Source organism: Arthrobacter crusticola, assembly GCF_004357995.1.
Lineage (GTDB): Bacteria > Actinomycetota > Actinomycetes > Actinomycetales > Micrococcaceae > Arthrobacter_D > Arthrobacter_D crusticola.
Genome location: NZ_SMTK01000001.1, coordinates 582,824 through 600,925 on the forward strand (window position 1 = coordinate 582,824; position 18,102 = coordinate 600,925).

The 18,102-nt window shown below is 68.2% G+C and carries 18 protein-coding genes and 1 tRNA gene; 10 read left to right on the forward strand and 9 right to left on the reverse strand.

Going from position 1 to position 18,102, the window contains the following annotated elements; all coding sequences use genetic code 11:
- Nucleotides 1-63: 63 nt before the first annotated feature.
- From arc to E2F48_RS02740, 4 genes are all read right to left on the reverse strand, one after another.
- Nucleotides 64-1,827 (reverse strand): proteasome ATPase, encoded by a 1,764-nt coding sequence (gene arc / locus E2F48_RS02725; RefSeq protein WP_133402444.1) that lies wholly within the window; start codon nt 1,825-1,827, stop codon nt 64-66.
- Nucleotides 1,828-1,968: 141 nt separating this feature from the next.
- Nucleotides 1,969-3,039 carry a tRNA (adenine-N1)-methyltransferase gene (locus E2F48_RS02730; RefSeq protein WP_133402445.1) on the reverse strand — a complete coding sequence of 357 codons (1,071 nt, stop codon included), beginning with the start codon at nt 3,037-3,039 and terminating at the stop codon, nt 1,969-1,971.
- Between the two features lie 54 nt (nt 3,040-3,093).
- Nucleotides 3,094-4,260, reverse strand: a complete 1,167-nt coding sequence (locus tag E2F48_RS02735; RefSeq protein ID WP_133402446.1) for a site-2 protease family protein — start codon at nt 4,258-4,260, stop codon at nt 3,094-3,096.
- Nucleotides 4,257-5,000, reverse strand: a complete 744-nt coding sequence (locus E2F48_RS02740; RefSeq protein WP_133402447.1) for an HAD family hydrolase — start codon at nt 4,998-5,000, stop codon at nt 4,257-4,259. Before E2F48_RS02740 ends, E2F48_RS02735 begins: the two co-directional genes overlap by 4 nt.
- Before the next feature lie 107 nt (nt 5,001-5,107).
- Here E2F48_RS02740 and E2F48_RS02745 point away from each other — a divergent pair, with 107 nt between their 5' ends.
- Nucleotides 5,108-5,998 carry a PAC2 family protein gene (locus tag E2F48_RS02745; RefSeq protein ID WP_185149774.1) on the forward strand — a complete coding sequence of 297 codons (891 nt, stop codon included), beginning with the start codon at nt 5,108-5,110 and terminating at the stop codon, nt 5,996-5,998.
- A 63-nt stretch (nt 5,999-6,061) separates the two neighbouring features.
- Here E2F48_RS02745 and mshC read toward each other — a convergent pair whose 3' ends face one another.
- A complete protein-coding gene (mshC, locus tag E2F48_RS02750; protein ID WP_133402448.1) occupies nt 6,062-7,339 on the reverse strand; it encodes a cysteine--1-D-myo-inosityl 2-amino-2-deoxy-alpha-D-glucopyranoside ligase in 1,278 nt (425 codons plus the stop codon).
- A gap of 57 nt (nt 7,340-7,396) precedes the next feature.
- The gene (locus tag E2F48_RS02755; protein WP_133402449.1) at nt 7,397-8,221 is read right to left on the reverse strand and encodes an undecaprenyl-diphosphate phosphatase; all 825 of its coding nucleotides are present in this window, start codon (nt 8,219-8,221) and stop codon (nt 7,397-7,399) included.
- Nucleotides 8,222-8,271: 50 nt separating this feature from the next.
- On the opposite strand from E2F48_RS02755, the gene E2F48_RS02760 reads away from it, so the two are divergent.
- On the forward strand, nt 8,272-9,207 hold the full coding sequence (locus E2F48_RS02760) for an aldo/keto reductase (RefSeq protein WP_133402450.1): 936 nt from the start codon (nt 8,272-8,274) through the stop codon (nt 9,205-9,207).
- Nucleotides 9,208-9,356: 149 nt separating this feature from the next.
- Here E2F48_RS02760 and E2F48_RS02765 read toward each other — a convergent pair whose 3' ends face one another.
- The gene (locus E2F48_RS02765) at nt 9,357-9,653 is read right to left on the reverse strand and encodes a hypothetical protein (RefSeq protein ID WP_133402451.1); all 297 of its coding nucleotides are present in this window, start codon (nt 9,651-9,653) and stop codon (nt 9,357-9,359) included.
- Nucleotides 9,654-9,694: 41 nt separating this feature from the next.
- On the opposite strand from E2F48_RS02765, the gene E2F48_RS02770 reads away from it, so the two are divergent.
- Nucleotides 9,695-9,928 carry a DUF5703 family protein gene (locus E2F48_RS02770; protein WP_133402452.1) on the forward strand — a complete coding sequence of 78 codons (234 nt, stop codon included), beginning with the start codon at nt 9,695-9,697 and terminating at the stop codon, nt 9,926-9,928.
- Here the strand turns inward: E2F48_RS02770 and E2F48_RS02775 are convergent.
- Nucleotides 9,925-11,085 carry an acyl-CoA dehydrogenase family protein gene (locus E2F48_RS02775; RefSeq protein WP_133402453.1) on the reverse strand — a complete coding sequence of 387 codons (1,161 nt, stop codon included), beginning with the start codon at nt 11,083-11,085 and terminating at the stop codon, nt 9,925-9,927. The two genes, E2F48_RS02770 and E2F48_RS02775, sit on opposite strands and share 4 nt — an antisense overlap.
- A 7-nt stretch (nt 11,086-11,092) precedes the next feature.
- The gene (locus E2F48_RS02780; protein WP_133402454.1) at nt 11,093-12,394 is read right to left on the reverse strand and encodes a M20/M25/M40 family metallo-hydrolase; all 1,302 of its coding nucleotides are present in this window, start codon (nt 12,392-12,394) and stop codon (nt 11,093-11,095) included.
- A 228-nt stretch (nt 12,395-12,622) separates the two neighbouring features.
- Between E2F48_RS02780 and E2F48_RS02785 the strand changes: the two genes are divergently transcribed.
- The 7 genes from E2F48_RS02785 to E2F48_RS02815 all read left to right on the forward strand — a co-directional run bounded on the left by E2F48_RS02785 (nt 12,623) and on the right by E2F48_RS02815 (nt 18,085).
- Nucleotides 12,623-12,706, forward strand: a tRNA-Leu gene (locus tag E2F48_RS02785).
- Nucleotides 12,707-12,836: 130 nt separating this feature from the next.
- Entirely contained in the window at nt 12,837-13,541 is a 705-nt protein-coding gene (locus E2F48_RS02790) for a FadR/GntR family transcriptional regulator (RefSeq protein ID WP_133402455.1), read from the forward strand.
- A 71-nt stretch (nt 13,542-13,612) separates the two neighbouring features.
- Nucleotides 13,613-15,061: a four-carbon acid sugar kinase family protein gene (locus tag E2F48_RS02795; RefSeq protein WP_425455743.1), complete on the forward strand. Its 1,449-nt coding sequence runs from the start codon at nt 13,613-13,615 to the stop codon at nt 15,059-15,061.
- Nucleotides 15,058-15,966, forward strand: coding sequence for an NAD(P)-dependent oxidoreductase (locus E2F48_RS02800; protein WP_133402457.1), 909 nt, complete (start codon nt 15,058-15,060; stop codon nt 15,964-15,966). Before E2F48_RS02795 ends, E2F48_RS02800 begins: the two co-directional genes overlap by 4 nt.
- Before the next feature lie 36 nt (nt 15,967-16,002).
- Nucleotides 16,003-17,451: a GntP family transporter gene (locus E2F48_RS02805; RefSeq protein ID WP_133402458.1), complete on the forward strand. Its 1,449-nt coding sequence runs from the start codon at nt 16,003-16,005 to the stop codon at nt 17,449-17,451.
- A gap of 38 nt (nt 17,452-17,489) precedes the next feature.
- Nucleotides 17,490-17,909 (forward strand): hypothetical protein, encoded by a 420-nt coding sequence (locus E2F48_RS02810; RefSeq protein ID WP_133402459.1) that lies wholly within the window; start codon nt 17,490-17,492, stop codon nt 17,907-17,909.
- A complete protein-coding gene (locus E2F48_RS02815) occupies nt 17,906-18,085 on the forward strand; it encodes a hypothetical protein (RefSeq protein WP_133402460.1) in 180 nt (59 codons plus the stop codon). Before E2F48_RS02810 ends, E2F48_RS02815 begins: the two co-directional genes overlap by 4 nt.
- Nucleotides 18,086-18,102: the final 17 nt, after the last annotated feature.

Below are 18,102 nucleotides of genomic sequence, written 5' to 3' on the forward strand. Positions count from 1 at the left end.
CCGACACCTCTGCCGTGGCGTCCGGCCCGACGGGGACCGTCCGATCCAATCCTCCGGTTGGGATCATAGATACTGGCCGGTGTTCGCCGCTGTCTCGATGGCCTTGCCCGGTTCCTGCCCGGCCTTGCCCTGGACGATGGTGCGGATGTACGTGATCCGCTCCCCCTTCTTGCCCGAGATCCTCGCCCAGTCGTCGGGGTTGGTGGTGTTCGGCATGTCCTCGTGCTCGCGGAATTCGTCGACGACCGCACGCATGAAGTGTTCGATGCGCAGGCCCTTGCTGCCTTCGAGCAGCAGGTCCTTGATCGCGTACTTCTTGGCCCGGTCGACGACGTTCTGGATGACCGCCCCGGAGTTGAAGTCCTTGAAGTACAGCATCTCGGTGTCGCCGTTGGCATAGGTCACCTCGAGGTACTCGTTCGACTTCTCGGTCGAGTACATCTTCTCCACGGTGCGCCGGATCATCTCCTGCACGGTGACGGCGGCGTTCCCGCCGTGTTCGGCTAGGTCGTCGGCGTGCAGCGGCAGGTCTTCGGTAATGTATTTCCCGAAGATCTCCGCGGCGCCCTCGGCGTCCGGGCGGTGGATCTTGATCTTCACATCGAGCCGGCCCGGCCGCAGGATCGCCGGGTCGATCATGTCTTCCCGGTTCGAGGCACCGATCACGATGACGTTCTCGAGCTTTTCCACCCCGTCGATCTCGCTGAGCAGCTGCGGGACGATGGTCGTCTCCACGTCGGAGGACACCCCGGTGCCGCGGGTACGGAACAGGGAGTCCATCTCGTCGAAGAACACCACCACCGGACTGCCGTCGGAGGCCTTTTCGCGGGCGCGGGCGAAGATCAGCCGGATATGGCGCTCGGTCTCCCCCACGTACTTGTCGAGCAGCTCGGGGCCCTTGATGTTGAGGAAGTAGCTGCGGACCTGCTCGGTGCCGGCGCGTTCCGCGGCGCGGGCGGCAAGCGAGCTGGCCACCGCCTTGGCGATCAGGGTTTTGCCGCAGCCGGGAGGCCCGTACAGCAGGATCCCCTTGGGTGGCTTCAGCCCGTGCTCGCGGTAGAGGTCGGGGTGGAGGAAGGGCAGCTCGACGGCGTCGCGGATCTGCTCGATCTGCGGCCCAAGCCCGCCGATGTCCTCATAGCCGATGTCCGGAACTTCCTCGAGCACGAGGTTCTCCACTTCGCTTCGGGCCACCTTTTCCAGCCCGTAGCCGGACTTGGTGTCCACCGCGACGGCGTCGCCGACGCGGATGCGCTGGGACTGCAGCGGCCCGCTCAGCCGGATGACCCGCTCGTCGTCGGTGCGGCCCACGACGAGTGCGCGGTCCTTGCCGAGGAGCTCCTTCACCGTGACGATCTCCCCGGCCCGCTCGTAGCCGAGGGCGGCGACGATGGTCAGGGACTCGTTGAGGAGCACCTCCTGGCCCGGGGAGAGCTGGCGCACGTTGATCAGCGGGCTCACCGTCACCCGGAGCTTCCGGCCGGACTGCAGGATGTCGGCGGTGTCCTGCACCGTGGCCTGGGTCGTGGTGCCCGGCTCGGCGGGCTGCTGGACGTTCACCTGGATCACCGTGGCGAAGCTGAAGGGCGCTGCGCCCTCCTTCTCGAGGGCGGCCTTCAGCCGCACGATCTCGGTACGCGCCGCCTCGAGCGCGCCAACGAGGCGGGCATTGTTCTGCGTGGCCGTCGCCAACTGCCTGTCGACGTAACGCAGCTTGTCCCGCAGCACGTTGAGCTGACGCTGAACAACTGAGTTCTCCGCAGCCGCGGCGGAGTGGTGCTGGCCGGTCCGGTCGGGTTGGGAAGCGTAGTCTTCAGAGTCCGACATATCGTGTCGCCACCTTCACTCGGCATTGAACTATAGTTCGACCATAGCGCAGGACCGGCGGCAAATGCCCGCATCGTTGCCTAATTGTGGCGGGCGCAGGAACCCCTTATAGGTCTGCCCGGCGACGGCTCCGGTGTCCTCCTAGGTGTCCTTTTCCGTGTCCTTTTCTGCTTCGCGGCGGGCCTGCGCCTCCTCCGGCGGGAGCGCCCCGCGCTGGATGGTGGAGGAGGCGTCCCGGGCGACCCGGCGCAGCCTCTTGTCGGAAACCTCCCGCTCCCCCACTGCCTGCGGGGTCCAGGCGTTGAGATCCTCGTCGCTGAAGTCGGTCTTGGACGGCCGCCGCTTCTGGACCAGGCCGGTGGCGCCGTCAGCCAGGCGCCGGGCGGTGAGCAGGAATCCTGTATGCGCCACCATGCGGTGGTCGGGTCGCACGGCGAGGCCCTCAAGGTGCCAGCCGCGCACCATGGATTCCCAGGCCTCCGGCTCGGTGAACCGCCCGTCGGCGCGGATGGCTTCCGCGGTGCGGGAGAGCTGGGTGACCGTCGCGACGTAGTTGATCCAGACACCGCCGGGGGCCAGCACTGTGGCGACCGCGTCGAGACATTCCCAGGGTGCCAGCATGTCGAGCACCACCCGGTCGACGCTTCCGGGCTCCTCTTCGACGAGCACCTGCTCCTGGAAGTCGCCCAGCGAGACGCGCCAGGCGGGGTGCGGCCCGCCGAAGATCGTCTCTACGTTGCCCTTGGCGATTTCGGCGAACTCCGGCCGGCGCTCGAAGGAGTGGAGGTACCCTGCGTCCCCGACGGCACGCAGCAGAGAGATGGACAGCGCGCCGGATCCGACGCCGGCCTCGACCACGCGGGCCCCCGGGAAGATGTCGCCCATGGTGACGATCTGCGCGGCGTCCTTGGGGTAGACCACCGCGGCGCCGCGGGGCATGGAGAGCACGAAGTCCGAAAGCAGCGGCCGGAGCGTCTGGTACAGCTGGCCGGTGGTGTTGGGGAGGACCGTGCCCTCGGGCTGACCGATGATGGTGTCATGCAGCAGGAAGCCCTTGTGCGTGTGGAACGCCCCGCCGGGGGTGAGGGTGACCGTGTTCATTCGGCCCTTCTCGTCGGTCAGCTGCACCCTTTCGCCCGGCCGGAAGGGGCCCCGTCGGCTCGCTGCGCCATGCGGCGGGTTTTCGGCAGGGCTGGAGGCGGGGTTGTTCATTCAGGAAGTCCTTTGGTCAATGTCAGTCGGGGTCAATGTCGGGCGGAGTCGATGTCAGGCGGTGCCGGGCGTGCGTTTGCCGGTGAGCGCGTCGATGACGGCCAGCCGGTGGAGGACCCCGGTCACGGTGCCCTGTGCATTGGTGACGGGGAATTCGAAGCCGTCCGAGGAGTCGAGGAGCTTCAGCAGTTCCGTCCCGGAGGCGGACTCGTCGATTCCGGCCGTTGAGGCGAGGGGACGGACCGAGGTGCTGGCCCGGGTGGTGCCGGCCGCTTCCTCGGGAACGTCGGCCAGGGCGCCGAAGTCGACGACGAACTCGGGCCGTCCCTCAGCGTCCAGGAGCACCGCGGCCAGGCCGGGCCGGCCGGCGGCCAGCCGGCGGAGTTCGCTGACGGTGCTCGCGGACGGGAGGCCGATGGCGGGCTGCTTGAGCATGCCCGCGGTGAGACCGGGGATCCGCAGCCGGATGCGGGCCGTCCGGATGGCCTCGCCGGCTCCGGCCCACATGAAGGTGGCGACCAGGACGCTGATGATGACGAGCGTGTACTGGGGTGCGCGGCCGGCGAGCAGCGGCAGGCCGAGCACCAGACCGACGAACAGCAGAACGAGGACCCGTCCGGCCCAGCCGGCCGCGATGGTGCCCCGATCTTGGCTTCCGGTGGCCTTCCACACGGCGGACTCCACGATCCGGCCGCCGTCAAGGGGCAGCCCGGGCAGGACGTTGAAGACGGCGAGGATCAGGTTTGCCCAAAAGAGGGTGTTGGCCAGCAGGTCCACCACGGTGCCCTGCTCGGAGACGAGGATGATGGCCCAGCTCACCAGGGCCAGGAGGAAGTTCGAGGCCGGCCCGGCCAGCGCGACGGCCAGCGAGCGGCCCGGGGTAGAGCTGAAGTGCTCGAACTGGGTGTGCCCGCCCCACAGGTTGAGTACGATCCGCCGGGTGGGCCAGCCGAAGGCCCGCGCCGAGAGGGCGTGGGCGAATTCGTGGATCAGCACCGACAGGGCAAGGAGCAGGGCATAGCCAAGGGCGACGACGTAGGCGCCGACGCCGATGCCGGGGAAGTTCGCCTCGACCCTCGGCCCGAAGAAGACAGCGATAATCACCGTGACCAGGAACCAGGGCCAGGTCAGGATGACCGGGATGCCGGCGATCCGGCCCAGCGAGACCCCCAGACGGCGCTCCCTCGGCCCGGCGCCGGGAGCAGCGGCCGGTCCGCTCATCGTCCGCGTACGGCCGTGTCGCGCACCACGGCGTTCAGGTCCTCAAGGGTCCTGCCCTCGAGGGTGGTCCAGTCGGTCCGGGCGGGATCCTTGGGCAGCGGGACGAAATGGGGGACGGCGAGGGTCACCACGCCGGCGGCAAGGGCCGAGGTGACCCCGGGGAGGGAGTCCTCGACGGCGACCACCCGGGCCGGGGAGAGGCCGGGACGGTCCTCGGCCAGCCGGTCGAAGGCGGTGCGGTAGGCCTCGGGGTCGGGCTTTCCGTGCTCGACCATGTCCCCGGTGACGAGGAACTCGAAGGTCCCTTCGGGGAGCTGGGCGGCGATCTCCGTAGCGAGGAGGCGTTCGGACATGGTGACCATCGCGCACGGGATGCCGTTGGACCGGAGCTCCTCGAGGAGCTCGCGGGCGCCCGGACGCCAGGGAACATCGACCCGGACCTTCTCGACGACCCGGGAGATGAGATGGTCGATGATCTCCCGCTCGGTCAACCCGACCCCGGCTTCCTGGAGGAGACGGGCGGAGAAGGACAGTGCCTGGCCGACCAGGGCGCTGGCCTGGCCTTCGGACCAGGTTCCGCCATGATCCTTCACGAGCTGGGTTTCGGCTTCAATCCAGTAGGGCTCGGTGTCAACGATCGTGCCGTCCATGTCCCACAGGACAGCCTGGACCCCATCGCCCGGCGAGACGTCCCCGGCCGGGTTGGAGGTGGACGGAGTCTGGAGAGCGCGGGTTGCCATGGTCCAAGTCTACGGTGGCCCGGCCCGGCGTCCGCCCGCCTCCGCTGTGCGCGAAGCGCCTTCGGCGGTGACTGACAGGTTCGCGGGGGGAGGTTTAGGGTGAAGAAGTGAACACCTTCGACGAGAGCCAGCCACGCGGCGTCCGTGACCTCTTCCAGGATGCCTCGGATCCGACCCGGCGGGTCACCATCATGCTCGCCGCTTTCGAGGGCTGGAACGATGCCGGCGAGGCGGCCAGTGACGCGCTCCGGTTCGTTGGCAGGTATCTCGGCAGCGAGAAGATCTCAACGATCGATGCCGATGAGTTCTACGACTTCCAGTTCACCCGCCCGCTGATCAAGCGCAACGCCGCGGGCCAGCGGCGGATCAAGTGGCCGACGACGAAGATCAGCCGGGCCTCGATCCCGAACTCGAACATCGACCTGATCCTTGTGCACGGCGTCGAGCCGTCCTATAAGTGGCGGGCCTACACAGCCGAGCTCGTCGCCTCGGCGAAGGAGCTCAAGGTCGACTGCATCGTCCTGGTCGGGGCGCTGCTGGCCGACGTGCCGCACTCGCGGCCCATCCCGGTGACCGTGACCTCCGACGACGACCTCGTCCGCGAGAGCCTCGACGTCGAGCCCTCGACCTACGAGGGGCCGATCGGGATCGTCGGCGTGCTTGCGGAGGTCGGACTCCTGGCGGACATTCCCACCCTGTCCCTGTGGGCGGCCGTGCCCCATTATGTGGGCCAGTCCCCCTCGCCGAAGGCACAGCTGGCCCTGCTGAACCGGCTCGAGGAGCTGCTGCAGGTGAGCCTTGAGACGCAGCTGCTCAGCGAGGAGTCCGAGGCGTGGGAGCGCGGGGTGGACGAGCTGGCCACCGAGGACCCCGAGGTGGCCGCCTATGTGCGCCAGCTTGAGGAAGCCAAGGACACCGTCGACCTGCCCGAGGCAAGCGGCGAGTCGATCGCCCGCGAGTTCGAGCGCTACCTCAAGAAGCGCCGGCGCGAGCAGTAGCCCCGGCCGGGGCCGTCACCGGCGCCGGGCTGCGCAGGCCTGCCCGCCCGGCGCCGGCCTCCCTCAGAGGCGGATGCCGAGCAGTGCGTCCAGCGCGGCCGTGACCTGCGCGGCGCCGGCAGGAGTGCCTTCGCCGGCGGTTCGGGCCTTTTCGGCCCAGCGGTCCACGGCGGCAACCGCACCGGGGGCGTCGAGGTCACGGGCCAGGGCCGCCCGGATCTCGGCAATCAGGGCGGAGGCGGACTCCTCGTCCGCCCGCGGCAGGGCAGCCCGCCAGGACTCGAGCTGCGCCGTGGCGCGGGCGAGCACTCCGGAGGTCCAGGACCAGTCGCTGCGGTAGTGGTGGTTGAGGATGCCCAGCCGGATCGCCGCCGGGTCCACCCCCTCCCTGCGGAGGACGGAGACGAGCACGAGGTTTCCCTTGGACTTGCTCATCTTCTCGCCCTCGAGGCCGACCATCCCGGCGTGGGCGTAGTGCCGGGCCAGGGGTGCGCCGCTTCCGGCCCAGGCGTGGCCGGCACTCATTTCGTGATGGGGAAAGACCAGGTCGCTGCCGCCGCCCTGCACCGTAAGCGGCGCAGGCAGGAAACGCTGGGCGATGACCGAACACTCGATGTGCCAGCCCGGGCGTCCCTCGCCGAGGGACCCGCCCTCCCAGTGCGGCTCACCCTCGCGGGCGACCCGCCACAACAGGGGGTCGAGCCGGTGTTTCTTCCCGGGGCGTTCGGGATCCCCCCCGCGCTCGGCGAAGAGCTCGGCCATCTGGTCCTCGGACAGGTGGGACACCAGGCCAAGCGCCCAGCGGGACGGGTTCTCCGGATTGAGGGCGGAGGCGGCTTCAACCGAGAAGTACACATCGCCGTCAGGGGCTCCGTCGGTGCCCGCCACACGGTAGGCCAGGCCCTCCTCCAGCAGGGACTCGATCTCGGGAACGATCCATTCGATGGACTCGACGGCACCGACGTAGTGGTCCGGGGCAAGGACGTTCAGCGCCTCCATGTCGGTGCGGAAAAGCTGGATCTGGTCCGCGGCAAGCTGCTGCCAGTCCACTCCGGTGGCGGTGGCCCGCTCCAGGAGCGGATCGTCGACGTCGGTGACGTTCTGGACGTAGTTTACGCGCGCGCCGGTGTCGCGCCAGACCCGGTTCAGCAGGTCGAAGGCGACGTAGGTCGAGGCGTGCCCGAGGTGGGTCGCATCATACGGGGTGATGCCGCAGACATACAGGCTTGGATTTTCCTCGGGGGCGAGTTCGACGACGCGGCCCTGTGCCGTGTCGAACAGTTCGACGCCGGACTGCCGGCCGGGAAGGTTTGGGACAGGGCTGGAGTTCCACGCAATCACACCTTCTACCATACGGTCTTGGCGGAGCGGTTCCGGCCGAATCCGTGCGCCGGAGGGTTAGGCGCTGATCACACCGAAGCCCAGCAGGACATACAAAACCATGCCCAGCAGGATCCGGTACCAGACGAAAACGCCGTAGCTGCGGGTGGAGACAAATTTTAGGAACCAGCCGATGATGGCGAAGCCGACCGCGAAGGCGATGACCGTCGCCAATGCCGTCTCCCCGGCACCGTAGGGCCCCTCGGTGTCCAGGCTTTTCACCAGCTGGAACACGCCGCTCCCGAACACGGCCGGGATTGCCAGCAGGAAGGAGTACCGGGCGGCGGCCTCCCTGGTGTAACCCATCAGCAGACCGGCGGTAATGGTCCCGCCGGAGCGGGACACGCCGGGGATGAGGGCTAAGGCCTGGGCGAATCCATAGAGAATGCCGTGGCGGTACGTGAGCCGGTCCAGGGTGCGCGCCTGCTTACCCACGGCGTCGGCGATGGCCAGGAACAGGCCGAAAACCACGAGCATCGTTGCGACCAGCCACATGCTGCGGAAGGTCGATTCGATCTGGTCCTGGAACAGCAGGCCAAGAATCACGATCGGCAGGCTGCCCAGAATCACCAGCCACCCCATGCGCGCATCGGGGTCATTGCGCGGAACTTTCCCGCTCAGGGAGCCGAACCACGCCCGGATGATGCGGACGATGTCCCGCCAGAAGAAGACGACGACCGCCGTCTCGGTGCCGAGCTGCGTGATGGCGGTGAAGGCCGCCCCCGGGTCCTGGGCGTTGGGTAGGAGCTCCCCCGCGATGCGCAGATGGGCACTCGAGGAGATGGGGAGGAACTCCGTTAGTCCCTGAACAAGGCCCAGGATGGCAGCTTCGAACCAATTCACATGTTAAGACCCTAAGGCACCATTCGACTTCGAGGCTTTAGGCTGGGCCTATGCATCGGCGAAACGTGGGGACGAGCGGCCTTGCCGTGTCGGTATTGGGGCTCGGCACCATGTCCTGGGGGCAGGAGGTCGACGACGAGGCGGCGCGCGAGCAGTTGCGGATCTTCGCCGACGCCGGCGGCACCCTGGTGGAGACCGCCGGGGGCTATGGGGCAGGGCGGGCCGAGGCGATGCTCGGCAGTTTTCTGGGCGACACCGTGGCGCGGTCCGAACTGGTGCTGGCAGTCCAGGCCGGCGCCGTGCGCGCGGGGACGCACCGAGCCGATGTCTCCCGCCGGGGACTCCTCGATTCGCTCGACGCGTCGCTCTCCCGCCTCGGCACGGACCACGTGGACCTGTGGCTCGCCCCGGCGCCGGATCCGCTGGTTCCACTTGCTGAAACCCTCAGTGCGCTCGAGGCGGCCTACGCCTCGGGCCGGGCCAGGTACGTCGGCGTGGCCAACCACGCCGGCTGGGAGTTCGCGCGCGCCGCAGCCACCGCCGGCGTTCCGCTGATCGCCAACGAGATTGAATATTCGCTGCTCAACCGGGGAGCCGAACGCGGCGCTGTGCCTGCCGCGACCGCCATGGGTGCCGGAGTGCTGGCCTGGGCTCCCCTGGGCCGCGGGGTGTTGACCGGCAAGTACAGGGTCTCCACCCCCGCCGATTCCCGCCGCGCCTCCGACGTGTGGGCCCCGTACGTCGAAACCTATCTCGAGGGAAGGCCGCTGCGGGTTGTGGACGCGCTCTGCACGGCCGCTCGAGGCCTCGACCTGCAGCCGCACGACCTCGCCCTGCGGTGGCTGCTGGGCCGCCCGGGGGTTGCCGCCGCCGTCGTGGGTGCCAGGACCCCTCAGCAGCTCAAGGAACTCCTGGGCACAACCCCCGATCCGGTCGCCGCCCAGATTGCCGAGGCCCTCAGTGAGGTCTCGGCGCCCCTGGTCTAGGGACTGCCCGCTCCGGCGGTTGCTTCGACCGCCCGCTTCGACTGACAGTTCCGGCGGTTGCTGGGGACGCCTCCTGCGGGCGCCACCGGTCATGCCGGGTGGGTTGGTCCCGGCTATGTCGGTCCCCGGTTATGTCAGCGACAGGCAGGTCACTCGCGGGTGGCGTTGACGTCGTCCGTCTCGGCGTCGGCGTCGTCATCGACTTCGTCGAGGTCGTCGTCCTCAAGATCGGCGTCCTCGTCGGACTCCTCGTAGATCTCCAGCGGGGTCACCTCGCCGTGGGCGTCGTAGAGGGCTTCCTCATAGGCCTCGAAGGCATCCGCGATGGCGAGATAGGCGGCTTCTACCGCGGGATCGTCGTCCATCCTGCGCGTAGCGGATGCCGCAAGGTGCTCTTCGAGAGCGGTGACAAGGGCCTGGAGCGCGACACGCGGATCTATGCTCATGAGTTAGACGTTATCGGTAAAGTGGTCGAAATTGGAGGAATATGAGAGAGCAATTTCTGAACTCAACCGCTGTCCGTAAACGGGATTTCGGCCGCCAATACGAGTACCTCGTGCTCACCGTCAACGCCGGTGAACCAGTGGGCGCGGCACGGAAGGTCCTCACTGAACACGCCGAGTACGGCAAGTGGGAACTCGAGCGCAGCTGCATCTACCTCGGCGGCAGCCGGCGCTACTGGCTGCGCCGCAAGGTGCTGCGGGTGGAGCGCACCGCCTAGCTCTCCAGCGGGCCAAGCCACGCGGTGGCCACCGTGTTGTGCGCGGAATCCTCGTTTGAGGGATGGAACTGTCCGGCGAGGGCGTCCCGGTACAGCCGCGCGATCTCGCTCGATGCCGCATATCCCGACCCGCCGGAGACCTGCAGCCCCGTCTCGGTGAGACCGCGCGCGGTGTCGACGGCCGCCGTCTTCAGGCCGACGAGCTTCGCGAACCAGAACGGGCCGTGGTCGGTCCCCGCGTCCAGGTCGGCCGTCACGGCCCTCAGCTGCGCGTCGAGCGCGTCCACCCGCATGGCCCCGGCAGCGATGCGGTGGCGCATCACCGGGTCCTGGGCCGCGCTGACGCCGCGCACCCGGGAGGTACGCCGGCGCGCGGCCTCCACCGATAACTCGAGGGCCCGGTCGGCCATGCCGGCGTAAACGGCGGAGATCAGGGTCTCGAAGGCGGCAAAGACGGCGAACACGAACGGGTCGGCGTTCGGTCCTACCGGGAGCCTGCGGAAAATTGCGCCGGAAGGCACCCGCACCCCTTCGAGCCGCGTCGTGTTGGACTGGCTGGCGCGCATGCCAAGAGGGTTCCAGTCCTCGATGATGGAGACGCCCGGAGTGCCCCGCGGAACGAAGGCGTGGACGAGTTGGCCCTCTCCGTCGACGCCGGCTCCGGAATCCTTCCCGAACACTCCGAGGCGCGTCCACGCCGGGGAAAGGCTCGTGAAGATCTTGGTGCCGGTGAAGGTGAGCGAGCCGTCCGGGCCGGGCTCTGCGGCGGTCGTGGAGTCGAAGAGGACCGCGTCGTTTCCGGGTTCCGAAAGGCCGAAGGCGAAGACCTCCCCCGCGGCCGCCTCGGAGAGGATGAAGCCGAGCGAGTCGTCCCCGCGGTCTCTCAGCAGCACGGCGATTGCCGTCCAGACCAGGTGCATATTGATGCCAAGGGCCGTCGCCGGCGCGGCGGCGGCCAGCCGCCGCTGGGCGGCGGCCGCCTGCCGCATTCCCGCGCCGGATCCGCCGTCGTCGACGGCGCAGAACAGCCGGAGGTAGCCGGCCGCCTTGAGGTCGGCCAGATCCTCCGTGAAGAAGGTGTTCTCGGCGTCGTACCGTGGGGCGCGCTCCCTGAAGCGTTCAAGCAGGGCGTCGGTCAGCAGGTCGGCGGCTTCCACGGCGGCCCTAGTAGGTGCTCAGGAGCCGGGTGAGCACCCGCGAACCGAAGCGCAGCGAGTCGGCCGGGACGCGCTCGTCGACGCCGTGGAACATGCCGGTGAAGTCCAGCTCGTCGGGCAGCTGCAGGGGCGCGAAGCCGTACCCGGTGATGCCCAGGCGGCTCAGCGACTTGTTGTCGGTGCCGCCCGAGAGGGTATAGGGCAGGACCTTCGCTCCGGGGTCCTCGCCGTGCAGGGCATCGATCATCGAATCCACGAGGTTGCCCGAGAAGGGCACCTCGAGGGACACATCCTGGTGCGCATAGGACACCTCGACGCCGGCGCCGGCGAGGTCGCGGACGATCTCCAGCACCTTCTCCTGCTGCCCGGGGAGGGTGCGCACGTCAATGAGGGCCTCGGCGGTGCCCGGGATGACGTTGTGCTTGTACCCGCTCTTCAGCATCGTGGGGTTTGCGGTGTTTTGCAGCGTCGCGCCAACGAAGCGCGCCACGGTGCCGAGCTCGGCCAGCAGCTGCTCGGGATTGTCCGGGTCGAATTCGACTCCGGTGAGTTCGGTGACGCCGTCGAGGAACTGGCGGGTGGTGGGCGTCAGTTCGATCGGCCAGGTGTACTCCCCGATCCGGGTCACGGCGCGCGCCAGCCGGGTCACCGCATTGTCCGTGTTGATCTGGGAACCGTGTCCCGCCCTCCCGTGGGCGAGCAGCCGCAGCCAGGATATGCCCTTCTCGGCTGTCTGCAGGAGGTAGGTGCGCTGACCGCCGATGGTGGCGGAGAAACCGCCGACCTCCGAGATCGCTTCGGTGGCTCCGTCGAAGACTCCGGGCTTGTTGTCAACGAGCCAGGACGCGCCGTACTTGCCGCCGGCTTCCTCATCGGCGAAGAACCCGAAGATGAGGTCCCGCCGCGGACGGGCGCCTGTGCGCTGGAGATGGCGCAGCACCGAGAGGATCATCGCGTCCATGTCCTTCATGTCGACGGCACCGCGGCCCCAGATGAGCCCGTCGCGTTCCTCGCCGCTGAACGGGTCGACGCTCCAGTCCCCCTTCTGGGCCGGCACGACGTCGAGGTGGCCGTGAACCACGAGGGCCGGCAGGGATGAGTCAGTCCCCTCCATGCGGGCGATGACCGACGCGCGCCCCGGGGCGGCTTCGAAGATTTCCGTCGCCAGCCCGACCTCTTCGATCAGCCCCGCCGTGTACTCGGCGGCTGCCCTCTCCCCCGGGCCGGCGTTGTCGCCGAAGTTTGAGGTGTCGATCTGGATGAGCTCCTGGCAGATGCGTACAACTTCGTCTTCGGGCGTGATCGCCATCGCTGGGTCCTCCTCGGGTGCGGTTGGTCCCAGCCTACCGAGGTGCCCGGTGTGCTGGTCCAACCTGCAACGGTCCGCCGCACTGTGCCGCCGCCCTGTGGTGCTCGAAATCCCCGGAAAACCGGGCCCCGGAGGGCCCACCGATCCCCCGATTCAACTTCTGGGCCGATGTCGTGTTAGAGTTTTTTTCGCCGCTTTCGAAGGTTTTCAACCGGAAAAAGCCCACCCGCGCGGGTGGCGGAATGGCAGACGCGCTAGCTTGAGGTGCTAGTCCTCTTATTGAGGGTGGGGGTTCAAGTCCCCCTCCGCGCACAGCGAAGGCCCCGGCCAGAGAAATCTGGCGGGGGCCTTTTTGTTTAACCGAACCGGACCGGACCGGACGCACAGGCGTCCCGCAGCCCGCTAGGGTGATCGTGGATCTCCTTACGATGAAGGGTGTGGAATGAGCCGCAAGACACTCGTTGACACGGTCGCCGATCAGCTGCTCGAGCAGATCATCGACGGACGGTATGCGGTGGGGGACGCGCTGCCCGCCGAAGCGGAGATCGCAGGCGAAGCCGGGGTATCACGCCTCACCGTCAGGGAGGCCCTCAAGGCCCTCCGTGCCCAGAATGTTGTCCGGGTCACCCGCGGCCGCGGCACCTACGTCAATCCTCCCGAGTCATGGACCTCGCTCGAAGCCATGGTGAAGGCATCGGACAAGTCCCAGGGGAAGGGTGCCACCTCGACACAGCTCCTTGAAGTGCGGCGGATGATTGAAACGGGAGCGGCGGCCCTCGCTGCGTCCCGCATGACCGAGCGTGACCTGGCCGGGCTGGGCCGTCATCTGCGGAACATGGAGGAGGCCGCGGCGCGCAACGAGGTCGACGCGTTCGTCGCCGCCGATATAGCCTTCCACGATGTGATCCTCCGGGCCTCGGGGAATATCTTGCTTCCCGCCCTGTACGAACCGCTCGGCCGGCTGCTCAGCGCCGCACGACGGGAAACCTCCGCGGTGCCCGACATCCAGCAGCATGCGATCCGGATGCACCGTGAGGTGATGGAGGCCCTCGCAACAGGGGATCCCGAGCTCTCCCGCGCAGCCATGGACCGCCACATGGACCAGACCTCCGACGACCTGCGCGAGTATGTCCTGAACCAACAGTAGAAATCCCTTGTATGTAACGAAGATCACCTTTAGACTCAGATATCAGACATCTGATTACAAAGGAGTTCTCGTTGCTGATCGATTCCGCCCTTGCCCCATTTCCCGCCCCCGTCGAGGTGGCCCCGGGTGACCTCGCCGCTTCCCTGCCGCGCTCGGTCTTCGTCGTCCTCGATGACGACCCCACCGGAACCCAGTCCGTCGCCGATCTCCCTGTCCTCACCTCCTGGGAGGAGGCCGACATCACCTGGGCGCTGGAGCAGTCCCCTCCGGCCTTCTATGTGCTCACCAACACCCGCAGCCTCAGCGAGGCAGACGCCGAGGCCCGCAACCGCACGATCGCCGAAAACTCCCTCCGGGCTGCCGCCCGGCTTGGCCGGGAGCTGGTCTTTGTCTCCCGCGGCGACTCCACGCTGCGCGGCCACTTTCCGCTGGAGACGGACGTCCTGGCCCGCGCCATCGTTGCGGAGACCGGCACGGCCATCGATGGGGTGATCATCGCTCCGGCCTTCCCCGATGCGGGGCGGGTGACCATCGGATCCGTACACTACATGCGCGACGGCGGGAACCTGGTTCCCGTCGCGGAGACCGAGTTCGCCCGCGACGCGACCTTCGGCTACCGCTCCTCGGATCTCCGGGACTATGTCAGCGAGAAAACCCGGGGCCGCTGGCAGGCCCAGGACGTGCTGCCTCTGAACCTCGCCACCCTTCGGGCAGGAGCGGCGGCGATTGCGGACGCGTTGGACACGGCCACCTCCTCTGCTCCCGTCGTCGCCGACGCCGTCACCGAGGACGATCTCCGGCTCCTGGCCCTCGGGTGCCGGGAGGCACAGCGCCGCGGCAAGCACTTCCTCTTCCGCGTCGGCCCGCCTTTTGTACGGGCCGCCATCGGCCAGCTCCCCCACCCTCCCCTGACCCGGCCGGAGATCTACGCCGGCCCCGGGGAGAACAACCGCGGCGGGCTCATCATCGTCGGCTCCCACGTCGGTGTCACGGGCCGCCAGCTCGAGCATCTCAAGGGCAGGTTTCCCAGCGTCCATACCGGGGTGATCGACGTCGGCCTCGTCGTCGGGGAGGAAACCCGCGAAGCACACCTGTCCCCGCTCGTTCAGGCCGCAGCCGCGGCGCTGGAGGAGGGAAACGTCATCATCCATACAAGCCGCCAGCTTGTCAGCGCGGCGACAGGAGAGGAAAGCCTGGCCATCTCCCGGCGGGTCTCTGCCGCGGTCGTCGACGTCGTCGGCCGGATCCTCGCAGCAACCCCGCCACGTTTCGTCGTAGCCAAAGGAGGAATTACCTCCTCCGATGTGGCCGTCCACGCGCTGAAGATCCGCCGCGCGATGGTCCGCGGCCCCATGCTGCCGGGAATCGTCTCCCTCTGGGAACCCACCGACGGGCCTGCGCAGGGAATCCCCTACGTCGTCTTCGCAGGAAACGTCGGATCCGACACTTCGCTCTCCGAGGTCGTAGCAACCCTGACGGCCGAGTCCCCCACCCTCACGACAGCAAAGGAAACGCAATGACCGAATCTCCCTACACGGCCGCCGTCCTGGGTCTCGGCGCCATGGGTCTGCCCATGGCGACGCGGCTCGCGGAAAAGCTTGTAGTGCACGGCTTCGACATAGCCGCCGAACGCCTCGACCTTGCGTCGCAGGCCGGCATCACCACCTTCGACTCGGCTGCAACGGCGGTCAAGGGCGTCGATGCGGTGCTCCTGGCCGTGCGCAGCGGGGACCAGCTCGTCGACGTGCTGTTCGGAACGAAGGGCATCGCAACGGCCCTTCAGCGCGGCTCGGTCGTCATTATGGCGAGCACCGTCGGCGTAGAAGCCGTCGTCCAGGTCGCAGACCGCCTGGCGGAGCTCGGCGTCGACCTCGTCGACGCACCCCTCTCCGGAGGCCCCGTCCGCGCCGGCCAGGGTGACCTGCTCATCGTTGTGGGAGCCTCGCCCCAGGCGCGTGAGACCGCAGCACCCGTTCTGGACCAGCTCGCATCGACGCTGACGGTCGTCGGCGACAAGCCAGGTGACGGCCAGGCGCTGAAGACGGTCAACCAGCTGTTGTGCGGCATCCATATCGCTGCGGCGGCCGAGGCACTGGCCCTTGCCCACGCGATGGGCCTCGAGCCGGAAAAAACCCTCGAAGCGCTGCAGGCAGGTGCTGCCGCGTCCTTCATGCTGGGCAACCGCGGTCCCCGAATCCTCCAGGCATGGGACGAGGAGGGCGCCGAAGTGCTCAGCAGGCTCGACATCTTCGTCAAGGACCTCGGCATCGTCACCAAGGCCGCCCGCGCCGTCTCGCTGCCCACCCCGCTGGCCTCCGCCGCCGAACAGCTCTTCCTGCTCGGGCAGGCCCAAGGCCACGGCGCGGCCGACGACTCCGCGGTCATCACCGTCATCGCACCGGAAAAACCCTCACCCCAACCCTGAACCCACGATCTGTCCCTCGGTTAAAGGAGACTGGCAATGAGCACCTTCCTTCTACTCCTCACGGCGGTTGCAGCCGTGGCGCTGCTCCTCGTGGCGGTCATTCGATTCAAGATTCCCGCCTTCCTGGCGCTGCTCCTGGTCAGCGTCCTCACGGCCCTTGTCACCGGCATTCCGATCGGCGACATCATCGCGACGGTCATCGAGGGGATGGGCGGGACCCTCGGCTCCGTCGCCATCCTCGTCGGGCTGGGCGCGATGCTCGGCAAGATGATCGAAGTCTCCGGCGGCGCCGAAGCGCTTGCGGGCAGATTCACCTCCATCCTCGGGCCGAAACGGGTCATCGCGGCCCTGACGGCAGCGGCCTTCGTGCTGGCCATTCCCGTGTTCTTCGATGTCGGGTTCATCATCCTTGTGCCGATCATTTACGGCTTCGCCAAGGCCGCCGGCGTCAGTCCGGTCAAATTCGGGCTGCCAGTCGGCGGCATCATGCTGGCCATCCACGTGGTCGTGCCTCCGCACCCCGGCATCGTCGGAGGCGCCGGAGTGCTTGGCGCCGACATCGGCTGGATCACCATCCTCGGCCTCGCCATCTGTGTCCCGGTGGGGGTCCTCGGCTATTTCGTCGCGAAGCGCCTCAACCGCAGGGACTTCTCAATGCTTCCGGCCACGGCCGAGCAGTTCCGGCTCTTCGGCACCGGAACCTCCGACGTCGAGCGCGAAGCGGCGGCAACAGGCGGTTCCCCGGATCCCGCGGCAGGTGCGTCCGCCGCGGGCCGCAGCACGGCCGTCAAGGTCAAGGCGCCCTCGGCCGGGATGATCATCGCCCTCATCGTCCTTCCCATCGCCATGATCATGCTCGGAACAGTGGGCAGCGTCCTCCTGCCCGAGGAGAGCGGCGCCCGGGCCGTGCTCTCGTTCATCGGCGCACCGATCTTCGCCCTGCTGGTCACCCTCTCCCTCACCTACTACTTCTTGGGCGTCCGGCGGGGCTGGTCCTCCGAGCGGACAGGAGAGGTCATGGACTCCGCGCTGGCCCCCACGGCCATCGTGATCCTTGTCACCGGTGCGGGCGGCGTCTTCGCCAAGGTGCTGACCACCTCGGGCATCGGCACCGCCCTCGCCGACACCCTCAGTGCCGCAGGACTGCCGGTCCTGCTCCTCGGATTCGTGCTGGCCGCGGTGCTGCGCGCCTCCCAGGGGTCGGCAACGGTCGCCATCATTACCACGGCGGGCCTGCTTGCGGCCTCGGTGACCGGCGGCGGATTCACGACCGTGCAGGTCGCGCTCATCGCCATCGCCATCGGGTTCGGCGCCCTCGGACTCTCGCACATCAATGATTCCGGCTTCTGGATCGTCACCCGCTTCCTTGGCCTGTCCGTGGCTGACGGCCTGCGCACCTGGACTGTCCTGACCACCGTCCTGGGCCTGGCCGGTTTCCTCCTCACGGGCCTCGCGTGGATCCTCGTGTCGGCGGTCGGCCTCTAGGCTCCAACCCTGTCGGAACCCGAGGTTAGGCTGGGACTATGCTGCCGTCCGCCACGACCCCGCCCGACCCCATCAGGGTCGACATCGTCTCTAACGGCACCCCGTGGTGGGAGGTGGTCAGCTCGTTCGGGCCGCTGGCCATCCTCCTGACGGCGGTCATCACTGGAGTGTTCGCGTGGCGGAACGTCCGGGACCGCCGGGAGGCGGACCAGCGCTCCCAGTGGTGGGCCCGGGCCGAATGGGCGCTTGACGCGGCCATGTCCGAGGACCCTCCGCGCCAGGAGATCGGCCTGGGCGTCCTGGACAGCCTCGCCGCCAGCGACCTCGCCGGCCCCGAGGAGGTGGCGATCCTCGAGGTCGCGTGGGCGCGGTTCCTCCCGTCGGAAGTGGACGGGGTTGACGGCGTGGGAGAGAATGGAGCAGCAGGGGAACCGATCGTGGAGGAGGCAGGGCAATGAGCGCAACCGCAAGCCGCAATGTGAACGCGGGACGCCGCCAGCCCGCCGACCACCCCGCCCAGGGCGACGAGCAGCGGGTCCGGATCCGTGCAGCACGCCTGCGGCTGACCACCGACCGGAAGCTGGGCAAGGAAACGCCCTCCTGGGTGAAGCAGCTGGCGAAAAAGCCGTTGTAGGACGCACCCCGGGCGGA